The sequence below is a fragment of the Paenibacillus sp. FSL R10-2199 genome, from assembly GCF_038000235.1.
GTDB lineage: Bacteria > Bacillota > Bacilli > Paenibacillales > Paenibacillaceae > Paenibacillus_AQ > Paenibacillus_AQ phytohabitans.
The window spans coordinates 3,688,198-3,708,526 of record NZ_JBBOBO010000001.1 but is presented as its reverse complement, the minus strand read 5'-3'; the positions used below and the strand labels follow the sequence as shown (position 1 = coordinate 3,708,526).

Annotated in this window: 17 protein-coding genes; 2 read left to right on the top strand and 15 right to left on the bottom strand. The window is 47.0% G+C overall.

The genetic code is table 11. The features are described from left to right. Positions 1-12 precede the first annotated feature (12 nt). Positions 13-768 (bottom strand): IclR family transcriptional regulator, encoded by a 756-nt coding sequence (locus NYE33_RS15840; RefSeq protein ID WP_042138873.1) that lies wholly within the window; start codon positions 766-768, stop codon positions 13-15. 95 nt (positions 769-863) lie between these two features. Here NYE33_RS15840 and NYE33_RS15835 point away from each other — a divergent pair, with 95 nt between their 5' ends. Next, positions 864-1,799, top strand: a complete 936-nt coding sequence (locus NYE33_RS15835; protein ID WP_341066568.1) for a dihydrodipicolinate synthase family protein — start codon at positions 864-866, stop codon at positions 1,797-1,799. A gap of 195 nt (positions 1,800-1,994) precedes the next feature. Then, positions 1,995-3,023, top strand: a complete 1,029-nt coding sequence (locus NYE33_RS15830; RefSeq protein ID WP_341066565.1) for a CdaR family transcriptional regulator — start codon at positions 1,995-1,997, stop codon at positions 3,021-3,023. A 618-nt stretch (positions 3,024-3,641) separates the two neighbouring features. Here NYE33_RS15830 and NYE33_RS15825 read toward each other — a convergent pair. From NYE33_RS15825 to NYE33_RS15760, 14 genes are all read right to left on the bottom strand, one after another. Beyond that, complete coding sequence (locus NYE33_RS15825) at positions 3,642-4,784, bottom strand: glycerate kinase family protein (protein WP_341066562.1); 1,143 nt, start codon at positions 4,782-4,784, stop codon at positions 3,642-3,644. A 27-nt stretch (positions 4,785-4,811) separates the two neighbouring features. Continuing rightward, the gene (locus NYE33_RS15820) at positions 4,812-6,113 is read right to left on the bottom strand and encodes a GntP family permease (protein WP_076248968.1); all 1,302 of its coding nucleotides are present in this window, start codon (positions 6,111-6,113) and stop codon (positions 4,812-4,814) included. 205 nt (positions 6,114-6,318) lie between these two features. Beyond that, positions 6,319-7,779, bottom strand: coding sequence for an MDR family MFS transporter (locus tag NYE33_RS15815; RefSeq protein WP_341066559.1), 1,461 nt, complete (start codon positions 7,777-7,779; stop codon positions 6,319-6,321). A gap of 124 nt (positions 7,780-7,903) precedes the next feature. After that, positions 7,904-8,266 (bottom strand): MarR family winged helix-turn-helix transcriptional regulator, encoded by a 363-nt coding sequence (locus NYE33_RS15810; RefSeq protein WP_341066556.1) that lies wholly within the window; start codon positions 8,264-8,266, stop codon positions 7,904-7,906. A 249-nt stretch (positions 8,267-8,515) separates the two neighbouring features. After that, on the bottom strand, positions 8,516-8,983 hold the full coding sequence (locus tag NYE33_RS15805) for a hypothetical protein (RefSeq protein ID WP_341066554.1): 468 nt from the start codon (positions 8,981-8,983) through the stop codon (positions 8,516-8,518). 5 nt (positions 8,984-8,988) lie between these two features. Continuing rightward, entirely contained in the window at positions 8,989-9,516 is a 528-nt protein-coding gene (locus tag NYE33_RS15800) for a CdiA C-terminal domain-containing protein (protein ID WP_341066551.1), read from the bottom strand. 161 nt (positions 9,517-9,677) lie between these two features. Further along, positions 9,678-10,109 (bottom strand): SMI1/KNR4 family protein, encoded by a 432-nt coding sequence (locus NYE33_RS15795; protein WP_076248972.1) that lies wholly within the window; start codon positions 10,107-10,109, stop codon positions 9,678-9,680. 7 nt (positions 10,110-10,116) lie between these two features. Beyond that, the gene (locus NYE33_RS15790) at positions 10,117-10,200 is read right to left on the bottom strand and encodes a hypothetical protein (RefSeq protein WP_256704081.1); all 84 of its coding nucleotides are present in this window, start codon (positions 10,198-10,200) and stop codon (positions 10,117-10,119) included. A gap of 338 nt (positions 10,201-10,538) precedes the next feature. Beyond that, the gene (locus NYE33_RS15785; RefSeq protein WP_144026241.1) at positions 10,539-11,120 is read right to left on the bottom strand and encodes a hypothetical protein; all 582 of its coding nucleotides are present in this window, start codon (positions 11,118-11,120) and stop codon (positions 10,539-10,541) included. 48 nt (positions 11,121-11,168) lie between these two features. Continuing rightward, positions 11,169-13,166 (bottom strand): hypothetical protein, encoded by a 1,998-nt coding sequence (locus tag NYE33_RS15780; protein WP_341066549.1) that lies wholly within the window; start codon positions 13,164-13,166, stop codon positions 11,169-11,171. Between the two features lie 38 nt (positions 13,167-13,204). Further along, complete coding sequence (locus tag NYE33_RS15775; protein WP_341066547.1) at positions 13,205-16,378, bottom strand: DUF5704 domain-containing protein; 3,174 nt, start codon at positions 16,376-16,378, stop codon at positions 13,205-13,207. A 111-nt stretch (positions 16,379-16,489) separates the two neighbouring features. Continuing rightward, entirely contained in the window at positions 16,490-17,794 is a 1,305-nt protein-coding gene (locus tag NYE33_RS15770; protein ID WP_341066544.1) for an S-layer homology domain-containing protein, read from the bottom strand. Between the two features lie 326 nt (positions 17,795-18,120). Then, on the bottom strand, positions 18,121-18,519 hold the full coding sequence (locus NYE33_RS15765; RefSeq protein WP_042138882.1) for a hypothetical protein: 399 nt from the start codon (positions 18,517-18,519) through the stop codon (positions 18,121-18,123). Positions 18,520-18,532: 13 nt separating this feature from the next. Beyond that, positions 18,533-20,131 carry a hypothetical protein gene (locus NYE33_RS15760; RefSeq protein WP_445669782.1) on the bottom strand — a complete coding sequence of 533 codons (1,599 nt, stop codon included), beginning with the start codon at positions 20,129-20,131 and terminating at the stop codon, positions 18,533-18,535. Between the last annotated feature and the right edge of the window lie 198 nt (positions 20,132-20,329).

Genomic DNA, 20,329 nt, shown 5'->3' with positions numbered 1-20,329 from the left:
CCCAGACGATTATCACAAGGATAGTTTCCTCGCCAGCTCTATCACTTCCCGGACCGCAGCCTCCTGTTTATCGGCAAAAGCATGCTGCAGCATCGTGGTGCTTACAGCGGCAACGGCATTTCCCGCAGCATCCAGAACCGGCGCAGCCACGCAGCTGATGCCCTGAATAATTTCTTCCCGGTCCACTGCGTAACCGGCCTCGCGAATCTCAGACAATGCAGCCGTGAATTCCGCCCAATCCGTCAACGTGTGCGACGTAACCGCAGTTAAGGTTTTGCCGGAATAACGTCTTATGAGCTCGCCGTCCGGCAGAAGTGACAGCATCATCTTGCCCATAGCGGTCGCATGTGCCGGGAACCGCATCCCTGGACTGGACTCCAGCCTCACAAGGGAGGGCCCTTCCTGCTTGGCCAGATAGATAATCTCATCCCGGTCAAGAACCGATAACTGAAAGGTTTCCCCGATGACCCTGACGCTCTGTGCAGAGCCTGCCAGGAAGCGCTCCACCAGATTCGTATTCTGCTTAAGCGATTCGTTGTAAACCGTATTATAGTAGGAAACCCCAGCCCCCAGCGCGTAAGCCTCCCTGTCATCCTTCACCACCCATTGCAGGGTTTCCATTGTACGCAGCAGCGAGAACATGGAGCTTTTGTTAATGCCCGTTTCATCGCACAGGTCGGTCATCTTATGTTCTCCGGGCTTCCTGGAGATTGCCGTAAGAATCAGATCGGCCCGTTCTAAAGCTGGAACCCAATATTTCCGGTCCAAACCTTCATTCCCCTCTCATAAATCAATTGATTAAGCTCTCTTAGTTCACTATAATAATCTTATGTTTATAATAACAAACCTGGAGGCGGAATAAAATGAAAATTTCTAACATGACCATGAGACCGCATCATACAGGCATCATCCCCCCGGTCCCGACGATTCTGGATCAATCCGGAAAATTCGACCCAAGCGGAATGAAGCTGCTAATCGACAGCCTGATCCGGCAAGGGGTTCAGGGACTCTTTTTCCTCGGGACAGCCGGAGAATTCAGCCTGTTCAGCACCGGGCAGCGCGAGGAAATCACTGAGGTATGCATTAAATACACGAATGGCCGTCTTCCCGTATGGATTGGCACCGGCAGCAATACGACAGCAGAGACCCTCCGCCTTAGCAAGCATGCTGCGGAGCAAGGGGCGACAGGCATCGTTGTCATTAATCCTTATTATTACAAGCTTAGCGAAGAGGCTTTGTTCTCGCATTATGCCTCTATTCTGGAAGCCGTTGATGTGCCGCTAATGCTGTACAACTTCCCGGCGCTGACTGGCCAGGATCTGAGTCCGGCCTTCGTCAGCCGCCTTGCCGCCAAATATACAAATGTAACTGGAATTAAGGAAACCGTAGACCAGCTCAGCCATATCCGGCAGATGATTATGCAGGTGAAGGCGGTTAAACCGGACTTCTCGGTATTTTGCGGTTTCGATGAATATCTGCTGCCTACGCTTGCTGCCGGTGGAGACGGGGCGATTGCCGCCAGTGCCAACTTCGCACCGCAGCTGATGCTCGGGTTACTCAGCAGCTTCCTGAAGAATGATATGGCAGAGGTGCTTGAGTTTCACCGGAGAATCATAGAGATCCCTCCGCTGTATAGTATCGATGATCCCTTCATTCCTTCAATAAAAGAAGCCATTCGTCTGGCTGGTGTACCGGTGTCCACCTTCAGCCTTGCACCCGCAAATCCCTGGAACGCAGACAAGGAGGTTACTTTGAAAGAGATCTTCAACCGGGCGGGAATCTCCCAAGTCTCTATCTAGTCCATAGTCCGCATAATCCGTAAAACATGGCTGCGCTACTCTGCCTGGGCCGTTTGGCCGCCCCCTTAGATCCGGCACACCGGTTCAGTCTTTATTCTCCGTGCAGAATGCTCTATACTTTTGTTCAGATGCACAATGGAAGAGACTGAGGTTGCCTAGGCAGCCATCCGGGCACGGCGAAGGGGGAAATTCCGGTTGTTTCAGCTATCCGAGAAGCAGGCGCAGGAAATTGTAGACAAAATGATGATGGATATTCCTTATAACATCAACATCATGAATCATCAGGGGATTATTGTCGGCAGCGGAAAGAAAGAACGGGTCGGCACCGTTCACCAGGGGGCAGTCAAAGCACTGTCCACCGGGCAAATGGTCGAGGTGCTGGAGGATGGTCTGTATGAGAAAAAAGGGACCAACGAACCGATTGTCATCGGCAACACCCGCGTTGGTGTGATCGGGATTTCCGGGAGCCCTGAGGAAGTCCGGCCTTTTTGCAACATCGTAAGAACCACGGTATCCCTGCTCATCGAACAGCGGAACACGCTGGAGAATCTCGCGAATGAGGCAAACCGCAAGAAGGCTATGCTGGAAATGCTGCTCGCCCATCAGGGAGCGTATTCCCAGAAATTAAGAAAAGAAGCTGCTGCCTACAATATTGATCTGCTGCTGAAGACTACGGTACTCTATCTCAAGCATTTCAATCCCGAAAAGGATGCTGCGAAGCTCCTGCTGCGTTACCCGTCCTTCCAGCTGGATGAAGATACCTGGCTGCTGCTGATCCAGAACCGTCCCGACTGCAGCCCGCTGATTGCAGAGCTGCTGCATAACCAGCCGCTCCTGCTGCTGGCCTCCGGCAGACTGGAACCCAGCATTGCCGAAGGGTACCGCCAGGCCAAATCGGCCTTGGGTATACTGCTTGCACTGAAGCCTGCTTCACAAGCCATTACCTTCGAAGAAGCTGAATTTCTGGTGAAGCTCAGCCATGCGAAGCTGTCGGACAAACCCGGCAGGGCGATCAAGCTGGAGGATACCGCCGATCTGCTGGAGACACTTAGAAGCTTCATCAACCATAACTGCAGCGTCTCGCAAACGGCGGATCATCTCAATATTCACCGCAATACTCTGCAATACCGCCTGAAGCGGATCGAGAGTATTACCGGCAAAGACCCGAGGAATCTGCTGCAGCTCTTCGAGCTTACGTATGAGCTGCTGGCGCTTTATAAGTAGAGCAGCTTCTCGTGTTGTTATGTCCTGGCGGGGGTGCGGGTGGGGGTAGGGGTGTGCGAGTGCGGGCAGGCGGGCAGGTGCGTCGGCGGGGTGCGGGTGCGAGGGGGCGGGTGTAGGCGGGCGGGTGCGGGTGTAGGCGGGCGGGTGCTCGGGCTCGGGTGCGGGCGGGTGCGGATTGCGGGGCCTCCCGTGCGTTGAATTACTGCCCCGCGTTTCCAAATGTTGTACGTAATACAACTCGGAAGCGTAAATTCAGGCGGTTTCGTAACGATTGTTGTATGAAATACAACAATTTCTCCGCTTACCCGCCAATACACGGGGAAATGTTGCATTTCATACAACAATCTGTGATTAGACCCGATATCACGGGAATAATGTTGTATTTCGTGCAGGATTTCACCTCTGCCTAAGATTACTCTCCCCTATACAAAACCAATAGCCCCTGGGAATTATCCCAGGGGCTATTCAATCAGACTCAACTCAATCCAATTCAACTCAGCTTTTCGCCCAGCTGCACTATTCACTCAGCTACACTAATCCCCCAGCTCCACTATTCTCCCAACTCAACTATTCGCCCAGCTCCACTATTCACCTTGCTACACTAACCGCCCAGCTTCACTATTCACTAAGCTTCAGCAGCCTCGCAATATTCTCGCAGGTCCGCTCAACATTGGCCGGGCCTTCGGCCAGCAGCTGCTCCAGGCTGGAAGCGCCCGGGACTATGCCGAAGATGGCGTCGATACCTTCTGCATACAGCGTTTCAATTCCTTCGCCGATGTAGCCGGCCAAGGCAATCACCTTCTTGCCGTTTGCCTTGGCGGTACGGGCTACGCCATACGGTGTTTTGCCGAATTTGGTCTGGAAATCGATTCCGCCTTCACCGGTAAATACGAAGTCCGCATCCGCCAGCTTCCGGCCTAGACCCGTGTATTCAATCACAATCTCGATCCCCTTCTGGAGTGTGGCCTGCGTGAAGATCATAAGGCCTGCCCCCAGACCGCCGGCCGCACCGGCACCGGGAAGATCCCGCACATCCTTGCCAAGCTGCTGCTTCACCACCGCCGCATAATGAGCGAGATTGGCATCAAGCTGCTGCACCATTTCAGGTGTAGCGCCTTTTTGCGGGCCGAATACCGCCGATGCCCCGTGATCGCCGCAGAGCGGATTCGTCACATCACAGGCCACAATCAGCTGAACCTGCTGCAGTCTTGCATCAAGCGAGCTGATGTCGACGCTGCTCAGCCGGCCCAGACTACCGCCGCCGCGCGGCAGCAACTCCCCCGCCTCATCGATGAATCTCGCACCCAGCGCCTCGGCCATGCCTGCGCCGCCGTCATTGGTCGCACTCCCGCCGATGCCGATGATAATTTTGCGGATTCCCCGTTCCAGACATTCCAGAATCAGTTCACCCGTACCGTAAGTCGTTGTGATCAGCGGATTCCGGTCCGCCTTGTCCACCAGCTGAATGCCGCTGGCAGAAGCCATTTCGATCGCCGCAGTCTCTCCGTCGCCAAGAATTCCGTATTTCGCTGTAACCGGCTGTCCCAGAGGGCCCACGACTTTTTTATAATGAATCTCCCCGCCGGAAGCATCGACAAGAGACTGTACCGTCCCCTCTCCGCCGTCTGCCATGGGAACATGGATATAAGCCGCTTCCGGATAAATCTTCCGCAGTCCGCTCTCCATCGCAAGACAGACTTCCTTCGCAGTCATACTCTCCTTAAAAGAATCCGGTGCCAGTACAAAGGTTTTCTCTCTCATTTCCACACCCCGTATATGATATTGATATTAGAATAAAAATCCGTAAACCAGCGTAGCCACAATCGTCATCGTTCCGCCGACAAGCGCTTCGTAAGGAATCAGCCCCATACGCTGCTTGATCGTCATCTTCATACTGTCAGCAGTAACGTGGAAGTAGGTACCCTGCGGCAGCGAGTCGATGACCGTCGCCCCGGTATGGACCATAACGGCTGCCGCCAGCGGAGCCGTGCCCATATCCAGAATGGCCTGTCCGAAGGAGCCGGTCGCCACAATAACACCGGTGGAGGTGGACGCGGTTGCCGCAGCCATCAGAATACCGGAGATCGGCGCCAGGAACGTGCCGGAGATTCCGGACAGCTCAATGAGATGAACCACCTGATTCGATAAATCCGAAGCAGAGATCAAGCCGGCAATTCCGCCTGCCCCGATCAGGATCAGGACGGTGGCAGTCATTTTACTGAGACCGGAGGAAGTATACTGCAGAACCTTGTTCCCCTGCCCCATCGCCAGCATACCGATAATTCCGGCCAGCGGCAGAATATAAAGCGCATCCACTTTAAGTCTGGCCAGTGCTTCGATCCCGGAGATCGAACCGATTGGATTAATCATCAGCAGGACAATCGCAACCAGAGGAGCGACAATTGCTCGGCTGAGCGGCGGATAAGCAGCTGTATTCGCAGTGTCGGTACCGTTAGCAGCTTCTTCAGTGGTAACCATTATACCTTTTTTCTTCAGCACTGAGGCAAGGATAACGGTTACAATCAATCCACAGACGGCCGGGATCAGACCCGCCAGCATCACATGGCTTAAATCCAGGTCGAAGCCCCGTGCGGCTGCGATGGTATTCGGATTCGGGGAGATAATATTCCCGGCCTTCCCTCCGCCCGACAGTGCCAGCAGCAGCGCTACCTTGGAAATCCCCATCTTGTTACCGACCGATAGAGCAATTGGAGCCACAATTAATACCGCTACCGGAATGAAAACCCCCATGGCCGTGATGACCATCGTCGCCAGCGCCAGCGCCAGAATCGCTTTGCTCCCGCCGAACTTTCTCACGATAGCCTGGGCTATAGCTTCAGCCGCCCCCGATTCCATCATGACACCAGCCAGGACTCCGGCGGCCAGCACCCGCAGAACCGTGCCCATTACACTTTGTGTACCGCTTACAAGAACGCTTACTGTCTGTTCCAGATTGGCTCCGCCAATAAGCGCCCCTACAATGGCTCCCAGGAACAGTGCGTATACCGGATTTAATTTTCTAAGGATCAGAATAATGGCAATTGCCAGTCCTGCCAGTGCTCCGTACCAACCAATGATTAATCCTTCCATTTCGAATATCCCCCTAAGTACTTGTTGAACACGCTCTCATTATAAGGTCTTAGGGGAGCAAAAGAATATTGATGATCGGACGAAATGCATTGTGCAAGTGACCAATAGAAACCCGCTATATTTGTACTCCATTGTTAAAAGAGGACCTCCGGCAAATGCCGGAAATCCCCTTATTAACTCTCGAATATTAGGAAGCCGTCTGTCGTCATGCCGTATCCGGCTGTGGTGCAGCATGGCTGTGAACGATACTCCGTCTCACGAAGAACCCGGCAATCACACCAATCAGCGTGATGACTGCCGCCAGAATGAACGCATTATGCACGCCTGCCGCCAGACTTAGTGATCCCATATCCGCTGCTGCGGTATCCAAATGAGTACTGATGTAAGTACTTTGGCCGGCAGTCATCACACTTACAATCAGAGCTGTCCCGACTGCACTGGCTAACTGCTGCAGGGTATTCATGATGGCTGTACCATGCGGATGCAGTTCCCGAGGCAGCTGATTCAGCCCGTTCGTCTGCGCAGGCATCAGGGTAAGCGCAAGACCTACTGTCATGCAGCAGTGCATAAGAATGATCATGTAGACTGGAGTATTTACGTCAACGCTGGTGAACATCCACATGGCAGCGGACAGAATGATCATACCCGGAATAACCAGTACCCGGGGGCCGACTTTATCAAAGCTCCGTCCGATAATAGGGGACAGTATGGCATTGACCAGCCCTGCGGGAAGCATGAGCAGTCCGGCATACAGCGCTGACAATCTCAGTGAGCCCTGCATAAAGATCGGCAGCAAATACGATGTAGCGAAGATCGTCAGGAAGCCGATAACAATAAACAACGTACCTGCTGTGAACATCGGATATTTGAACGCCCGCAGATTCATGATCGGCTGCTTCATCGTGAGCTGGCGCAAGATAAACAGTAAGAGTGCTGCAAGTCCGATAACAATGCAGGCAATAACCTTCGGACTGCCCCAGCCTCCATCTCCTTCGCCCACAACACTAAGCCCGTATACAATACCTCCAAAGGCGATGGTGGACAGGACAAGCGACAAAATATCAATCTTCGGTTTGGTGATCGTTGCCACGTTCTCAATATTAAGCAGCCCGATAATAAAGTCGATTACCAGGAAAGGAACCAGCACCCAGAACATCCAGTGCCAATCCAGCTTGTCGATGATCAGCCCGGACACGGTAGGTCCAAGCGCCGGAGCTACCATCATCACAAGACCTACCATACCCATAGCCGCCCCGCGTTTGGCGGGTGGAATAATAGTCAGGATCGTATTGAAGATGACCGGCATCAAGATTGCGGTACCCGCTGCCTGAACCAAACGCCCGATAAGCAGCATCCCAAAGCCCGGGGCAAGTCCTGCGGCCAAGGTTCCGAGCATAAATAAGCTGATGGCAGTCACGAATAATTTTCTAGTTGTGAACCACTGCAGCAGTAAGGCTGAAACCGGCATAATGATGCTGATGACCAGAATGTAACCTGTGGTGATCCATTGTGCGGTTGAAGCGGAAAGATTCCACTCCGCCATGAGCACCGGCAGGGCCACGTTCATCATGGTCTCACTTAACAACCCGATGAATCCCCCCAATAATAGCGCTACGAGCACAGGGATTACCTTGTATTTCACCTTGATTTGTGATGCCTCATTCATGTACTAACGTTCTCCTCTCAAATTGCCTATCCATATTATCTATATGTCCGCTTATTATATGTTCACTTATTAAATAGAGTCAAGGTTTTTCTTTAACCTTTCTTTTGGCAAATTCATTCCAGATCTATGTCGACAGCGTCTTTAAGCGGGCAATGAAATCATGCATATCCGGCCCCAGCTTGGAGAAAAACATCTGGTCCGCGCTCATAACTATCCGGCTGGCACGTTCCATAACAGCTACACCGGATTCGGTCAGTGAGATCAGCTTGGCTCTGGTATCCTGCGGATGCGGCACACGGCTGATATACCCTTTTTTCTCCAGTGTTCTCAGCACTTCTGAAGCCATCATCGGATCGATACCAGAATTGTGGGCAATCTGAATCTGCGTCACACCGGACGCGCTTTCCCGCTCATTCAGTGCATGGCAGGACCGCAGCAGCGCAAACTGGACATGTGTCAGATCCACCTCCCGCAACTCAGCTTTCATTAACTTTTGCCAATTGTTCGTGACTCTCCACATGATATACCCTATGTCTTCCGTATATTGCTCCATTCCCGCGTCTCCCGTCGTTGTTGCTGCATTATATTTGTTCATTATAAGCAGGAGAGGTAGCGCCGTCAAAAAATATAGATGCTCCCCATTCCGATTACTTTGCTGCTAAATAACAACATCCTGATATCCAGCACGGATGTCTTTGGCCACGCTGGGGCATCGGGTATACCCCGGCCTCCATCTTTAGTTCGGTAACTCCTGAAAAAAATATGGAAGTCGTAGTAAAGTGATCATCTTTTCTGATAGATACTTTTGCTGATATTGATCTAACTTTAAATTTATGATTACAGTAGCATCTTCTTTTCTGAATATTTGATCTATACCATTTTCTACAAACACCATGTCAGGATTAAAAGCCATCAACATATTACCAAAAATTTTAAACAACACTACTAATCCTTCAGAAAATAATTTCCCGAATAATTGAATCCCAATCTCCACATTAATTTCCAATCCATATTCTTCTCTTAAAAAATCAATACTATTAATATCTTCTAATTCAATATCAAGTGTGAAGTATTTACAGCTAAGACGAGAAGAATTTTCGTAGTTTGTTACTTTACCTTCAACTGCATCGCAAACTATCTCATAGATTGTTGTTTTAAGTGTTTCTTTATCCAAATTTGAGACCAAGTATAATGTACAATCCATCACTTCTAACCTCCAAATACCCTTGTAATCTTTCCATTCTTCACTAAAATTAATTCTTCTAGTCTTTTTAAATCTCCATCCGGATTTGCTTTTCTTAAGATTGTTTCGATAATTTCGGTAACTTTTTCATTTGGAAAGTTGTCTAAGTTCAAAACAATTCTTCCAGATTGTTTCTTTGTCTTTCCTGCTATTTCTTTAATTATACTTTGTATCTTTCCATCTGGTTTTGGAGCATAACAATCAAATACATTTCCTTCGATTAGAAAGTCCGGATTCGACCCCTCAACAATGCCATGACCATTTCCACCATCAATTTCATCTAACATTTCAATGTCATAGGCATTAACAGCCAATACATCGGCTGTTTCATTTTGTTTTTTGATTCCATGGGAGTCGCCTTCACCATACTTCCCTTTAGGTTTGCTACCCTTGGATAAAAGAAGGTTCTGTAAATTTAAGCTTTGAAGCCTCACCCAAGCTCTCAATCCTATTACTACCGCATCCGCTACAGTTGCAATTAATTTAAAAAACATAAAAAGCGAACATAACAAAAACAAGCCAATCATGGTGTTACCTGACCATAATCGACCTGTTTAATTGTGTATTACAAGGGTTAAGTATGTTCCTAGTTAAATAAAGAATTCATTCTGCATTGGGTAGCCTCTGCATAATCAATTCATCTATTATTATCTAATTATTCTTCTGTCTCATCATACAGCTTCTCTAAAAATTCTTTGAAATCCTTAGCAATGAAATACATATTACTCATATCTTCGGGGTCTTCATCATGAATCCAAAAGTAAATATTGCCAGAATACTTTTCAGTAAGACCTATACAAATTTGATTTCCACCCGAATCATCTGCGATTGGAAAAAAACCTATATCTATTATATCGTCAAAGATATCAATTTTCTTTTCTAAATTGTCATACATCTCACCAATACCATAAAAAATATTTACCATACCAATGCCTTGCTCTTTTGAGATGGTAAAGTAATATAGTTTGGGATAACCCCCATTGTATTTCAATAAAAATTCTCGATACTGTCGGGGAAGTTGAACTCCATTCATTCTTTCAAAGTCTTGAAGTCTTGATTCTGTTAAAACTTCAATATCCCCTTGCATCTCCAACTTAATCTCCTCCTGTTCCATTTACAATGGACTGTCCGCCCATGTGTTTATATTCGTCGTGAATATCTTTTTCAACTAGTACCATTGTATTTCCATCCTCCATATGATGTCAGGTATATCCTTCTGGAGGTTTATTTTTTCATGTACAGATGGGTTAGATGTTTTACTAAGTCCTGCCTCTATATTTGCTGCCTCATAATCTTTTGGATAGTTTTCCGGCTGTGCATACTCAATTTTTACTGGCTTGACATTAGGATGAAAATATTTAGAAAGGCAAACGTAGCCGTATCTGCCACGCCCATGACTACCTCTTTAACCAATTCCTCGGTAAAAACCAACGCCAACGCATCTGCCTGATGGACCCGACCAAAATCGCCCTATATATTTAACACTTTAGCGTGATACAAGGAAACGATTTGTTATTTATTCAAAATACTTACTTACTATTTCAGTTAACTGGTCATTTCCCAGCTCAATGTTCATTAAATAATAAAGGAAATAGTTTTCTACTTCACTATCTTTGAATTGACTCAGGTAACGAAAAGCAAGGATTGCAGTATTATCTTCTCTTAGACCTTCTTCCAATTTTGATTTCATATACCGTATTACTTGATTAACAAATCTGTTATCCCCGGTCTTAATAAGACCATTAAGAATGAAAATTATCTTTTCTTCATCCTCATTTTCAAAAAACTCACGCACTTCATTCTCTTCTAGCTCTTCACTTATTAGCTGTTCCTTGACCGAATTAAATATTGTTATAGCTTTTAACTCTTCATTATAATAGTCCTCCCAAAAACTTAGATAAGCAAATTGTCTGGGTAATAATGCTGAACTATTATTAGGCTTGTTCCATAATATCCAATCAGAATTAACTTTATCCGAAACACTCTCGAATAATGCACTTGGGTAAGGAACAACTTGATTAGCATCATTTTCTATTCTATAAAATTCCTCACCGTTTCTACTAGTTTCAACAGAATATACTATATACTTATTATTCATTGATAGGTTCTCTTTTTTCTCTGAGCTCGCTTTAAGACTTACCCTCATTTATCTTACTCCCTTTATATTAAAGTCTTCATCTAATTCAATTATCCAAAACAGGTCATTTTCATTTGTTCTAAGATTTTTTGGTTTGGAGACCTTTAGTTTTATATCAAACACACTAATTTCTCCTGTCTTCTGATTTTGATAAAAATGTACTTCTCCTTTCCCGTAAGGAGTTTCATATTGTTGCTTCGATGTCATTTTAGCCCAATCTTCTATTTTACTACCGTCCTTTGTTAGTAACATTCGGGCTTTATCATCCCAAAGATCTTCCCCCTTTATGATAACATCGGAGTGAGATACAACATCTTCTTTGATAAGGGCTTGTTTGAACTGTTGATGTTTAAAAACGTCACTAGCTTCACCCGGCCCCTCAATCCTAATCCCGCCACCACCTATTTCATCCATCGCATCAATATATTGCTGCTGCACGGATGTCTTCGGCAAAGCTGGGGTATCGGGTATTTCCCCTGCCTTGAAGGCCAGCCCTCCTGGCGTCTGCAATACCGGACCCAGATCCGGGAGCTTCTGCTTGATCCCATTCAAAGCATCCTTCGCCGCTTGGCTGACAGCGTCTTCCACCCCGCCAATCACTTTTCCGGCTTTGCCGATTTTGGTGACCTGCAGTCCCGGAACCAGGATGGACGCTACCGAGCCCAGCATCGCTGCCTTCTCTTCTGGCGTTCCTTCGTTAAAATTATGATAAGCCATCTTGGCCGCTTCCACCAGTACTTCCGGATGCTCCATGATATACACTGCTTGATTCTTCATCTCCGTCGTTGTTTTTACCGGGTGGACCACAAGGTTGAAGGCAAACGTAGCCGTATCCGCTACACCCATGACGACCTCTGTGATCAAGCCTTCCCCAAAAGCCCTTACTACCGCGTCCGCTTGTACGACTTTTTTCCGCCATTCCGTCATACCGTACGTGTCTTCCAGCCACATTTCATAGGCTAGCACCTGATTGGTTACTTTTGGATCAGAAATCCACTCCATATAATAGGTAAAGGTCGTATCATTTCTTTTGTTGCTAGCGGTAATCGGAGTGCCATCCGGCAGTTCCAGCGGCGGACCGTTTAGCCGTCTTGCAGCTTCGATCTGCTCCTGGACCTGCCTCACAGCCTCAGCGATCCTGATCTCCTCCCGCTTCACTTCCAGCTGGCTTCGCGCATAGTTCCCAGCGGCACTCTTCTCCATCGCCATCCGCAGCAGCAGGAGATATTCTTCGTTATGTATTAGCGGTACACTCTCCGCCGTGATCGACGGATCATAATCACAGGCCTTAACTCCTGCCTGCTTGAAATAGCCGCTTAGATCCTTCCCTGCTTCATATTGAACCTTGGCTACACCCAGGGACGCCAGCTTCCGGCGTGCTTCCTCGGCCTCCGAGTGGACGGCTTCCATCTGCGTCTTGTTCCCGAACGCTTCGTAGACCTTGAAGGCCATCTGCGCCTTCGCGATCCCATCCCGCGCCGCGAAGATATCCTTCAGCTTGCTTAGGGCCGCAATACTCTCTACAGTCAAAAGCCCGGAGGTTTGGATGTTATTCCGCAGCTTCTGCACTGCCGGATCGTTATTCAGCTCATCCTTTCCCAGCAGGACGGTAACCGAAGTGATCAGATGCGATACACTCTTCTGCACAAAGGCTGGAATGGAAACCCGCCCAGCAGTATTTGACGTCCCAAAGCTTCCGAATGCACCTGCGAGAAGACTAAACTGCTGCGTAAGCTTGTCGGCCTGCCGTTTATTCTCCTCTTGCAGTCCTGTGACCCCCTTCAGGGCTACCCGGATGATATCCTCCAATTTCTCGGCTTCTACGGTTAATTCATTGATCAGGACCTGGGCCTTCACGAGGTGGTCTCCCAGGGGAATCCCGTCCCAGCCGCTGGACTGGCCCTTCAGCTGCAGATATAGCCGGTTGGTGTCCTGGCTTACCTGGCCTATTCTGGTCTGCAGACGCTGAACTTCATTCTCGTTAAATATAAGCTTCGTTGACGCCATGTCCACCCTCCCGCTTATCCCCACATTTTATTTGCTCTTTATTTGCTCTGTCCCTGATAATCATTCCGTACAGAATAGTCTGATTCGAACATTATGATATCCCCTGAGGAAAATGAAAACATCTGCCCCAATTCATCGGTATCCCCCGCCATTTGACCTTCAATGGCCCACATATTAGCAATCGGTGCCTTATATCCGAGAATGCGTGTATTGGCATCGCCATTTTTTATCGTATAAATTTCGAATTTCACGAGGATATATCCCCCTCTTAAAAACTCCGGCTCATGCCCGTCCAAGGCTCCTCCATAGTGATTGGCGAGTGAAACAATACTAGTGCCCTTAGGGAGAATGTAAGGAGCAATCGGCAAATGATATTCTCCATACCAATGCTGTACACTCCGTACCGCCGTAACCGGATTCACAGAGGCCGGGATTACCGTGGGACCTACTAAAGTTCTGGATTTAAAAGGGAGTATCTCCAGGTTGTACCCGTTCCCTATTGTCGTTTTACGCTTCAGGTATAGCCTATAGAACTTGGTCCATGAAGTCTCTGCCCGCTCTGCATCCGACAGAATATAGTTGTATTCATAACTGGCCGCTGTAGACAGCTCGCCGGTTGGAATATTTCGCATGCTGTCTGCCAGACGATAGGTACGCTTATAACTCAGAGTATCCTTGGGTGAACCAACGCCTATCATTTTATTCGCAGTTCCAGAGATATCATAGTACAGATCCACAGGAGCGGGTGAACCCCCAGTCTTTGGAACAAACCAAAACGTAGGTTCAATCCGTATCCCCTCACCCGGCTCCCACAAATTCCCTATAGTCCGGAAATCAAATAAGAACGAATACCCGTTATGCGGAACCGTCTTTTGCTCGGCCGGATGGGAGCCCTTGCGGATCGGCAGGAACCATTGCTTGTGTCCATATAAGGCTGTTGGGTTTCCGTTCTCATCGTTCCCCCCTGTGTAGTACATGGCCGGGCTGTGATCGGTGCTTCCCATCGCGGTACGGAACACTTTCTCAAACCTGAAGTCCCCGATATCCCATATGCGAAAATCAAACAGGCGTCCTACCACACCTACATCAAAGCTATTTGAGGCGCAATAATTATTGAGATCTCCGTTCCTGTTCAGTTCACAGAGACCGGTTGGATCTGCAGGTGTGCCGTTAATGGCCCACGATTGCGTATGAACGGTATAATTGCCTTCATTCACCCAAGTCGGCATTGTAAAAGTCTTTTCTGGTGTTCCGACAGGGATATTAATCCAGGTGCCTTCAGGATAGTACTGGCTGCCTTCAAACACACCAAACGGAAACTGTATCCTTTTATTCAGGGTATATTTCATGTAATCTCTGCTGCCATAACCCGGAATATTAAGATGTTGCCCGCTCTCCGTAAAATGAACGGTAAACGGCCGGTCCAGGATCAGCACCGTCCTTGTCAAGTCCGGGAACATCCGCTGATCATATGGCCGGTTGTCATCCGGAATAACAGAGTAATTGACCACAGGAGTATGAACTGTTATAGAATTAATACCGTTTATTGCAAAACTTTTATCGGAGCCACCGTTCACATTTCCAGGGATCAGGTTGTAATAGATGGACCCGGAGCTTAATGTATTCGCCCGGTTCTGCAGTGTTGACCCTATCCAATAATTCGTGCCATATAGAACATTCCGATCGATCTGAGTTGGCACGGGTAAGGCGGATGGGGCAGGCGCTGACTCCGGTACCTCTGTTTGATCCATTATGGTCATCTCATTAAAAACGACAGAATCATTATTCACTGTATTCTTGCCCACACTCGATTCTGCTTCACTTTGGAAAGCGGCAGTCTGGTTAGGAACTTGAGGCTCCGTTGTAGTTCCGGAAACCGTTTCCGGATCCAATTTAATGGGTTCGCAGGCAAATGGCCTTACGTGATCATCTACGTCCGTACTATATTCAGATGAAAGCGAAGGCTCTGTATATCCGGCAGGATTCAATTGTACGGAACCGCCCGGCAGCGCGTAATTGGATAACGTCGATTTGGAAAGCTTGTAGATCTCCAAATTGTCGATTTGCCAATAAGAATAGGGCCTCGTTACGGTTATATCCTTGGTTACGGTTTCCGGGCGTTCCTTCGGCTGGGCTGGGGTTCCAGCTGCAGGAGGCACACCCGCAGTGGCGGGTATAGTCCAAGTCAAGTTATACGTTTTCTGCACCTGAATTGTATAAGTGACGGTTCCGGTCATATTCACAAACTGATATTGATGAAGATAATTGTTGGCAAGTACATTCGCATACAGGCTCTCTGTGGTTGGTATTCCCTGCGTAACATCAAACTGCTCGGCGTCCCTATGATCTGCACGAATAACACCTGACGCTGCAGGGTCAAGTACAGCATTTGATAGGACTGTTCCTCTTGACGGAGGATTAATTACCACGCTGCATTGTGGTGCCGGGTCTGTTGGAGGAGTTCCCCCATCTTCTTCATAAACGGCTATGACGTTGGTTCCCCCGAGATAAGTCGTGAAGTTACGCTCGGCTATAACACCCGTTACAATATGGTTCATATCGCTTAAATGATGTTTAGACTGTAAGTATGATTTAATTAATCTGTATGTTTTACCATCTGCACCAGTAAGTGTTGCTTGGAGAGGAACCGTGATGGTCTGACCAGGTTTCCAGTTGTGTGATGGATCATCCGGATTCACCACAGCAGATTGAGAAATTAATTGTCCCGTGCTTTTTTTGAGCATTAAGGTAACAGGAAACTTAGGAGCGTACGTGACGTTACGATCATAATATTGTCTAAAATCATCAAGGTTTGCCCAAGATTCCGCACCTTTTATATGCTGAAGGTCAACAAAATCTCCACTTTCTGAGATAAGTACATTGTTGCTATAGTGCAGAACATGGAAAATAGCGGATAGAAAAATGGTTCCTCCATATGAAATATCTTCAAGTCCGGCTTCCACTAGCGCTTGAGATACCATTTCTTCTGGAACTTCAAAAAAAGTTTGAACTTGTCCATTTCCGACGGGTACATCAGGACCTACTTGCTGAATCCGTATCTCACCATGAGTTCCTGATTGCGGGTCACATTGAGTACTAGTACACATTTCTGTCCGATGAACTGTAAACCCTACCGTGCGGAATTTGATCCCTGTCGTCGCCGCTGTGGAGGTTGTATCGAAGGCAAATGAGCCATCACTATTAATAATCATATTACTGGCAAAGATTTGACTCGGGAATATACTTATCAGTAGTGAAAAGAATATTAGGAGAATTAAGATTTTCGAGCAAAATCTCTTGGGTATATTCATATATTTATCGCCTTAGTTTTTTTTGTGAATAATAGTGCTTAACTTAAATAGAGAAATATCAGAGCTTACTCTTTGAATGCCATCTTGCACATTTGTGCTAAGTTCAGTATTAGTATATCCGTAGTACCACTGGCCCTTTTGAAATTTACCGAGAGACTTGAGATTATCGAACTTTTGATGAGTATTAAAACGATCATCATCAAAAATATCTTTATATTCGTTATATTCCTTGATTCTAAAAGAGAATTGCGAACGCATAAAATAGCCACCAATTCTTGAATGAAATACCATAGAAGGCTCAACCACAAGTGAACCCTCTGTCACAATTTTATTCTTTTTCACCCAAGCTACATAAGCCGTAACCTCTTCAAGCCGACTCCACTGATTCTTATGACTATATAAGTCCGTAGCCCACTTCCCGTTAATTGTCCGGTAATCTACATTTAGGAGGAGCTTGTAATACGCCTCAGCATTTTCCTTCCATTTCTCCATTTCCTTCTTATTCTGAATAAGAGTATCCGTTTTATATAATTCTGCTGGCGTGCTGATCTTAAATGCCGGCTCTGTTATTCCCTTGAAGGGAAGCTCCAACTCGTACATTTCATTCGGGTACTCTTCCAGTATGTATGGGAAATCCTTTGCATTTTTGGGGAGATTCGTTGTACGGACCGCTCTTCCCCACGGGTCTTTCGGAGCGTTCATAGCTTCTTGCGCATTGGCCACAGCCAATGTATCCACGGGAAGTGTTTCTCCTTGTAAGATATGTGAGATTCGTTCAATAACCGTCACGGTTTGGGCCCTAGTCGTTGTTCCTGTTATATTCAGTGCCCCGTTTCCCGTTCCCGATAACACCCCGTTCGAGGTCGCCATATACATATATTCCGTATTATCCTTTGCCGTTTTCCCGATGACATGCACTGCAATTCTGGCTAACTCCTGTCTGCTTAGAGGCGCATTCCAATCATCTGAGCTGAAATCCCCGGTTACATAGTAGCCTGATTCCGTCGCTGCCTTAACATAAGGGGTATACCACGGGGAGGTTACACTCGTATCTGAGGCTTGCCCCAGGGAACGAACCAGCATAGCTATAAATTCGGAGCGGCTCACCGTTTTCTCCGGCTGAAATGTTCCTTCAGGATAGCCTGACACATAGCCCTTCTGCACCGCAGCCAGAATACTAGCCTCTGCCCAATGTCCTGTCGTATCCGTAAATGATGCAGCTGCAGGTGCCTCAGCTTGTACGGCGTTGCCTACACCCGCAAATATACTAACTGCCAGAACTGCTGTGGATAAATAAAATAAAGGTCTTTTTTTCATAATATCCGCTCCTCATTTCTATCTTATTGATCATTCACGCTTCGTCCGCAAAGCAATATTTCATATGTAATTTATTACTTGATATATAAGTTGCCTTTTTATTATCGGCTTTATTTTCCATATCATTTAGAGTTATCCAAAGATGTAGGATTCCTCTTCTGTTCCCACACAAAAAAACAGATCAACCATGGTGTTATCTGACCATAGTGGACCTGTTCATTGTAATGGAATAGCGTTTTTAGGATTTGAAGTTAAACCATTTGATGTGTCTTTATACGGGTATTGTATGGACCAGTTGAGCCATTAAACAAAAATCATTAAAAACCTTACACAATGACGTTAAAGGGTGCATGACCTGTTTCAGCATTCCTTAATAATGTTGGTTTTCTAAAACGTAAACTAGTTTCCAATTTGAATATGGCGGTATCCTCTTCTATCTCCATAAAAGATATATTAATCCATATAGGAGCTTTCGGAAAAAGCCCTCCTAAAACCCCAACAACATCTTCTAATAATAGTTTTTTACCACCAATATTCTCTTTAGATAACACAAGACGTTTCATCATTTCGTCGCCACCATCTAACATTTTCCCATGCTCCTCCATAGGCTCTATAACAAATTTAACTATATTGCTTGAAATTCCCCTTAGTTCTTTTATCTTATCAACTGCTTTAGATAAATTTGTTGAAAAAATTTCTTCATTCATTTGAGTAACTTTTATCAAAATACTTACTCCTTTATTTCAATTTAGTTGATTGTATTTTCTTTAATTTTCCTAAATCTACATAACCATTGTTCGTTAGTTCTAATTGATATATTTCTAACCATGCATTTTCCGTCTTTATTCCAGCACTATTAAATATTTGCTCATAGTTTTTGACTTGCTCAGCTGTTGGGGTATAGTGTCCTGATTCATTTGTTATTTTTCTAACATTTCCATCAGCATCGACTTTTAGTTTTCCAGCAGCTTGAACATCAGCTCCATTAGCTAAATAAGAATGTCCTCGTCCAACCTTTAAGTTGCCATTTTCATCAATGATGAAGTCAACTTCTTTAATTCCATCTCGAATCTTAATTTGACCATTCTCCAAAACATATTCAAAATTCTTTCCTTGCTGAATTTCATTTGGATATCTGTTTTGAATTATTTGAACTAGTTTTTTAGATACCGAACCAAAACCTACACCCGTCCCCTCAGATAAAGGAACATTTAGCTTCTTCACCCTAGACGCAGATATTTCACCCGCACCGGGGTTCAGCGGAAGGCTTCTCTTTATCTTTACATTGCCGCGCATTCCTTCAATCCCTTGAAAACTGGCGACTACACTGCTAATGATTATACCATAGGCCTGCAGCTTCGATAATTTCGCACCGGTCCAGTAGTTGGTCCCGTCTTTCGCTGCCAGAATCTGCTCCTGCATGATATCAACGGGCACATTATCCAGATTAGATTTGATTTCTCCATTCCTGACGGCTTCCTGATACGCTATGGATGCTTGTGCCGCCTCCTGATCTGTTATGCCATTTTTACTGAGTACCCATGTGTTTCCTATAAGTGTTTTGCTGTACTCCTCAAAGTTGTATTTCTTGGCCCCCGTATTGCTATCCAGTGCCAACTGACGTTCAGCCGCCTCAATCTGCAGCCGCTTCACTTCCAACTGGCTTCGCGCATAGTTCCCAGCGGCACTCTTCTCCATCGCCATCCGCAGCAGCAGGAGATATTCTTCGTTATGTATGAGCGGTACACTCTCCGCCGTGATCGACGGATCATAATCACAGGCCTTGACAGCCGGCTGCTTGAAATAGCCGCTTAGATCCTTCCCTGCTTCATATTGGATCTTGCCTACACCCAGCGAAGCCAGCTTCCGGCGTGCTTCTTCGGCCTGCACGTGGACGGCCTCCATCTGCGTCTTGTTCCCGAACGCTTCATAGACCTTGAAGGCCATCTGCGCCTTCGCGATCCCATCCCGCGCCGCGAAGATATCCTTCAGCTTGCTTAGGGCCGCAATACCCTCTACGGTCAAAAGCCCGGACGTTTGGATGATATTTCGCAGCTTCTGCACTGCCGGATCGTTATTCAGCTCATCCTTTCCCAGCAGGACGGTAACAGACGTGATCAGATACGCTACACTCTTCTGCACAATGGCAGGAATGGAAATCCGCCCGGCAGGACCTTGTGTCCCAAAGCTTCCGAATACACCCGCGAGAAGACTAAACTGCTGCGTAAGCTTGTCGGCCTGCCGTTTATTCTCCTCCTGGAGTCCTGCGACTCCTTTCAGGGCAGTTCGGATAATATCCTCCAATTTCTCCGCTTCTACGGTTAATTCATTGATCATGACCTGGGCCTTCACGAGGTGGTCTCCCAGGGGAATCCCGCCCCAGCCGCTGGACTGGCCCTTCAGCTGCAAATACAGCCGGTTGGTGTCCTGGCTTACCTGGCCTACTCTGGTCTGCAGGCGCTGGACTTCATCTCCGTTAAAGATAAGCTTCCTGGAAGACAATATCATCCCTGCTTCCTTATCAATATGGGGATG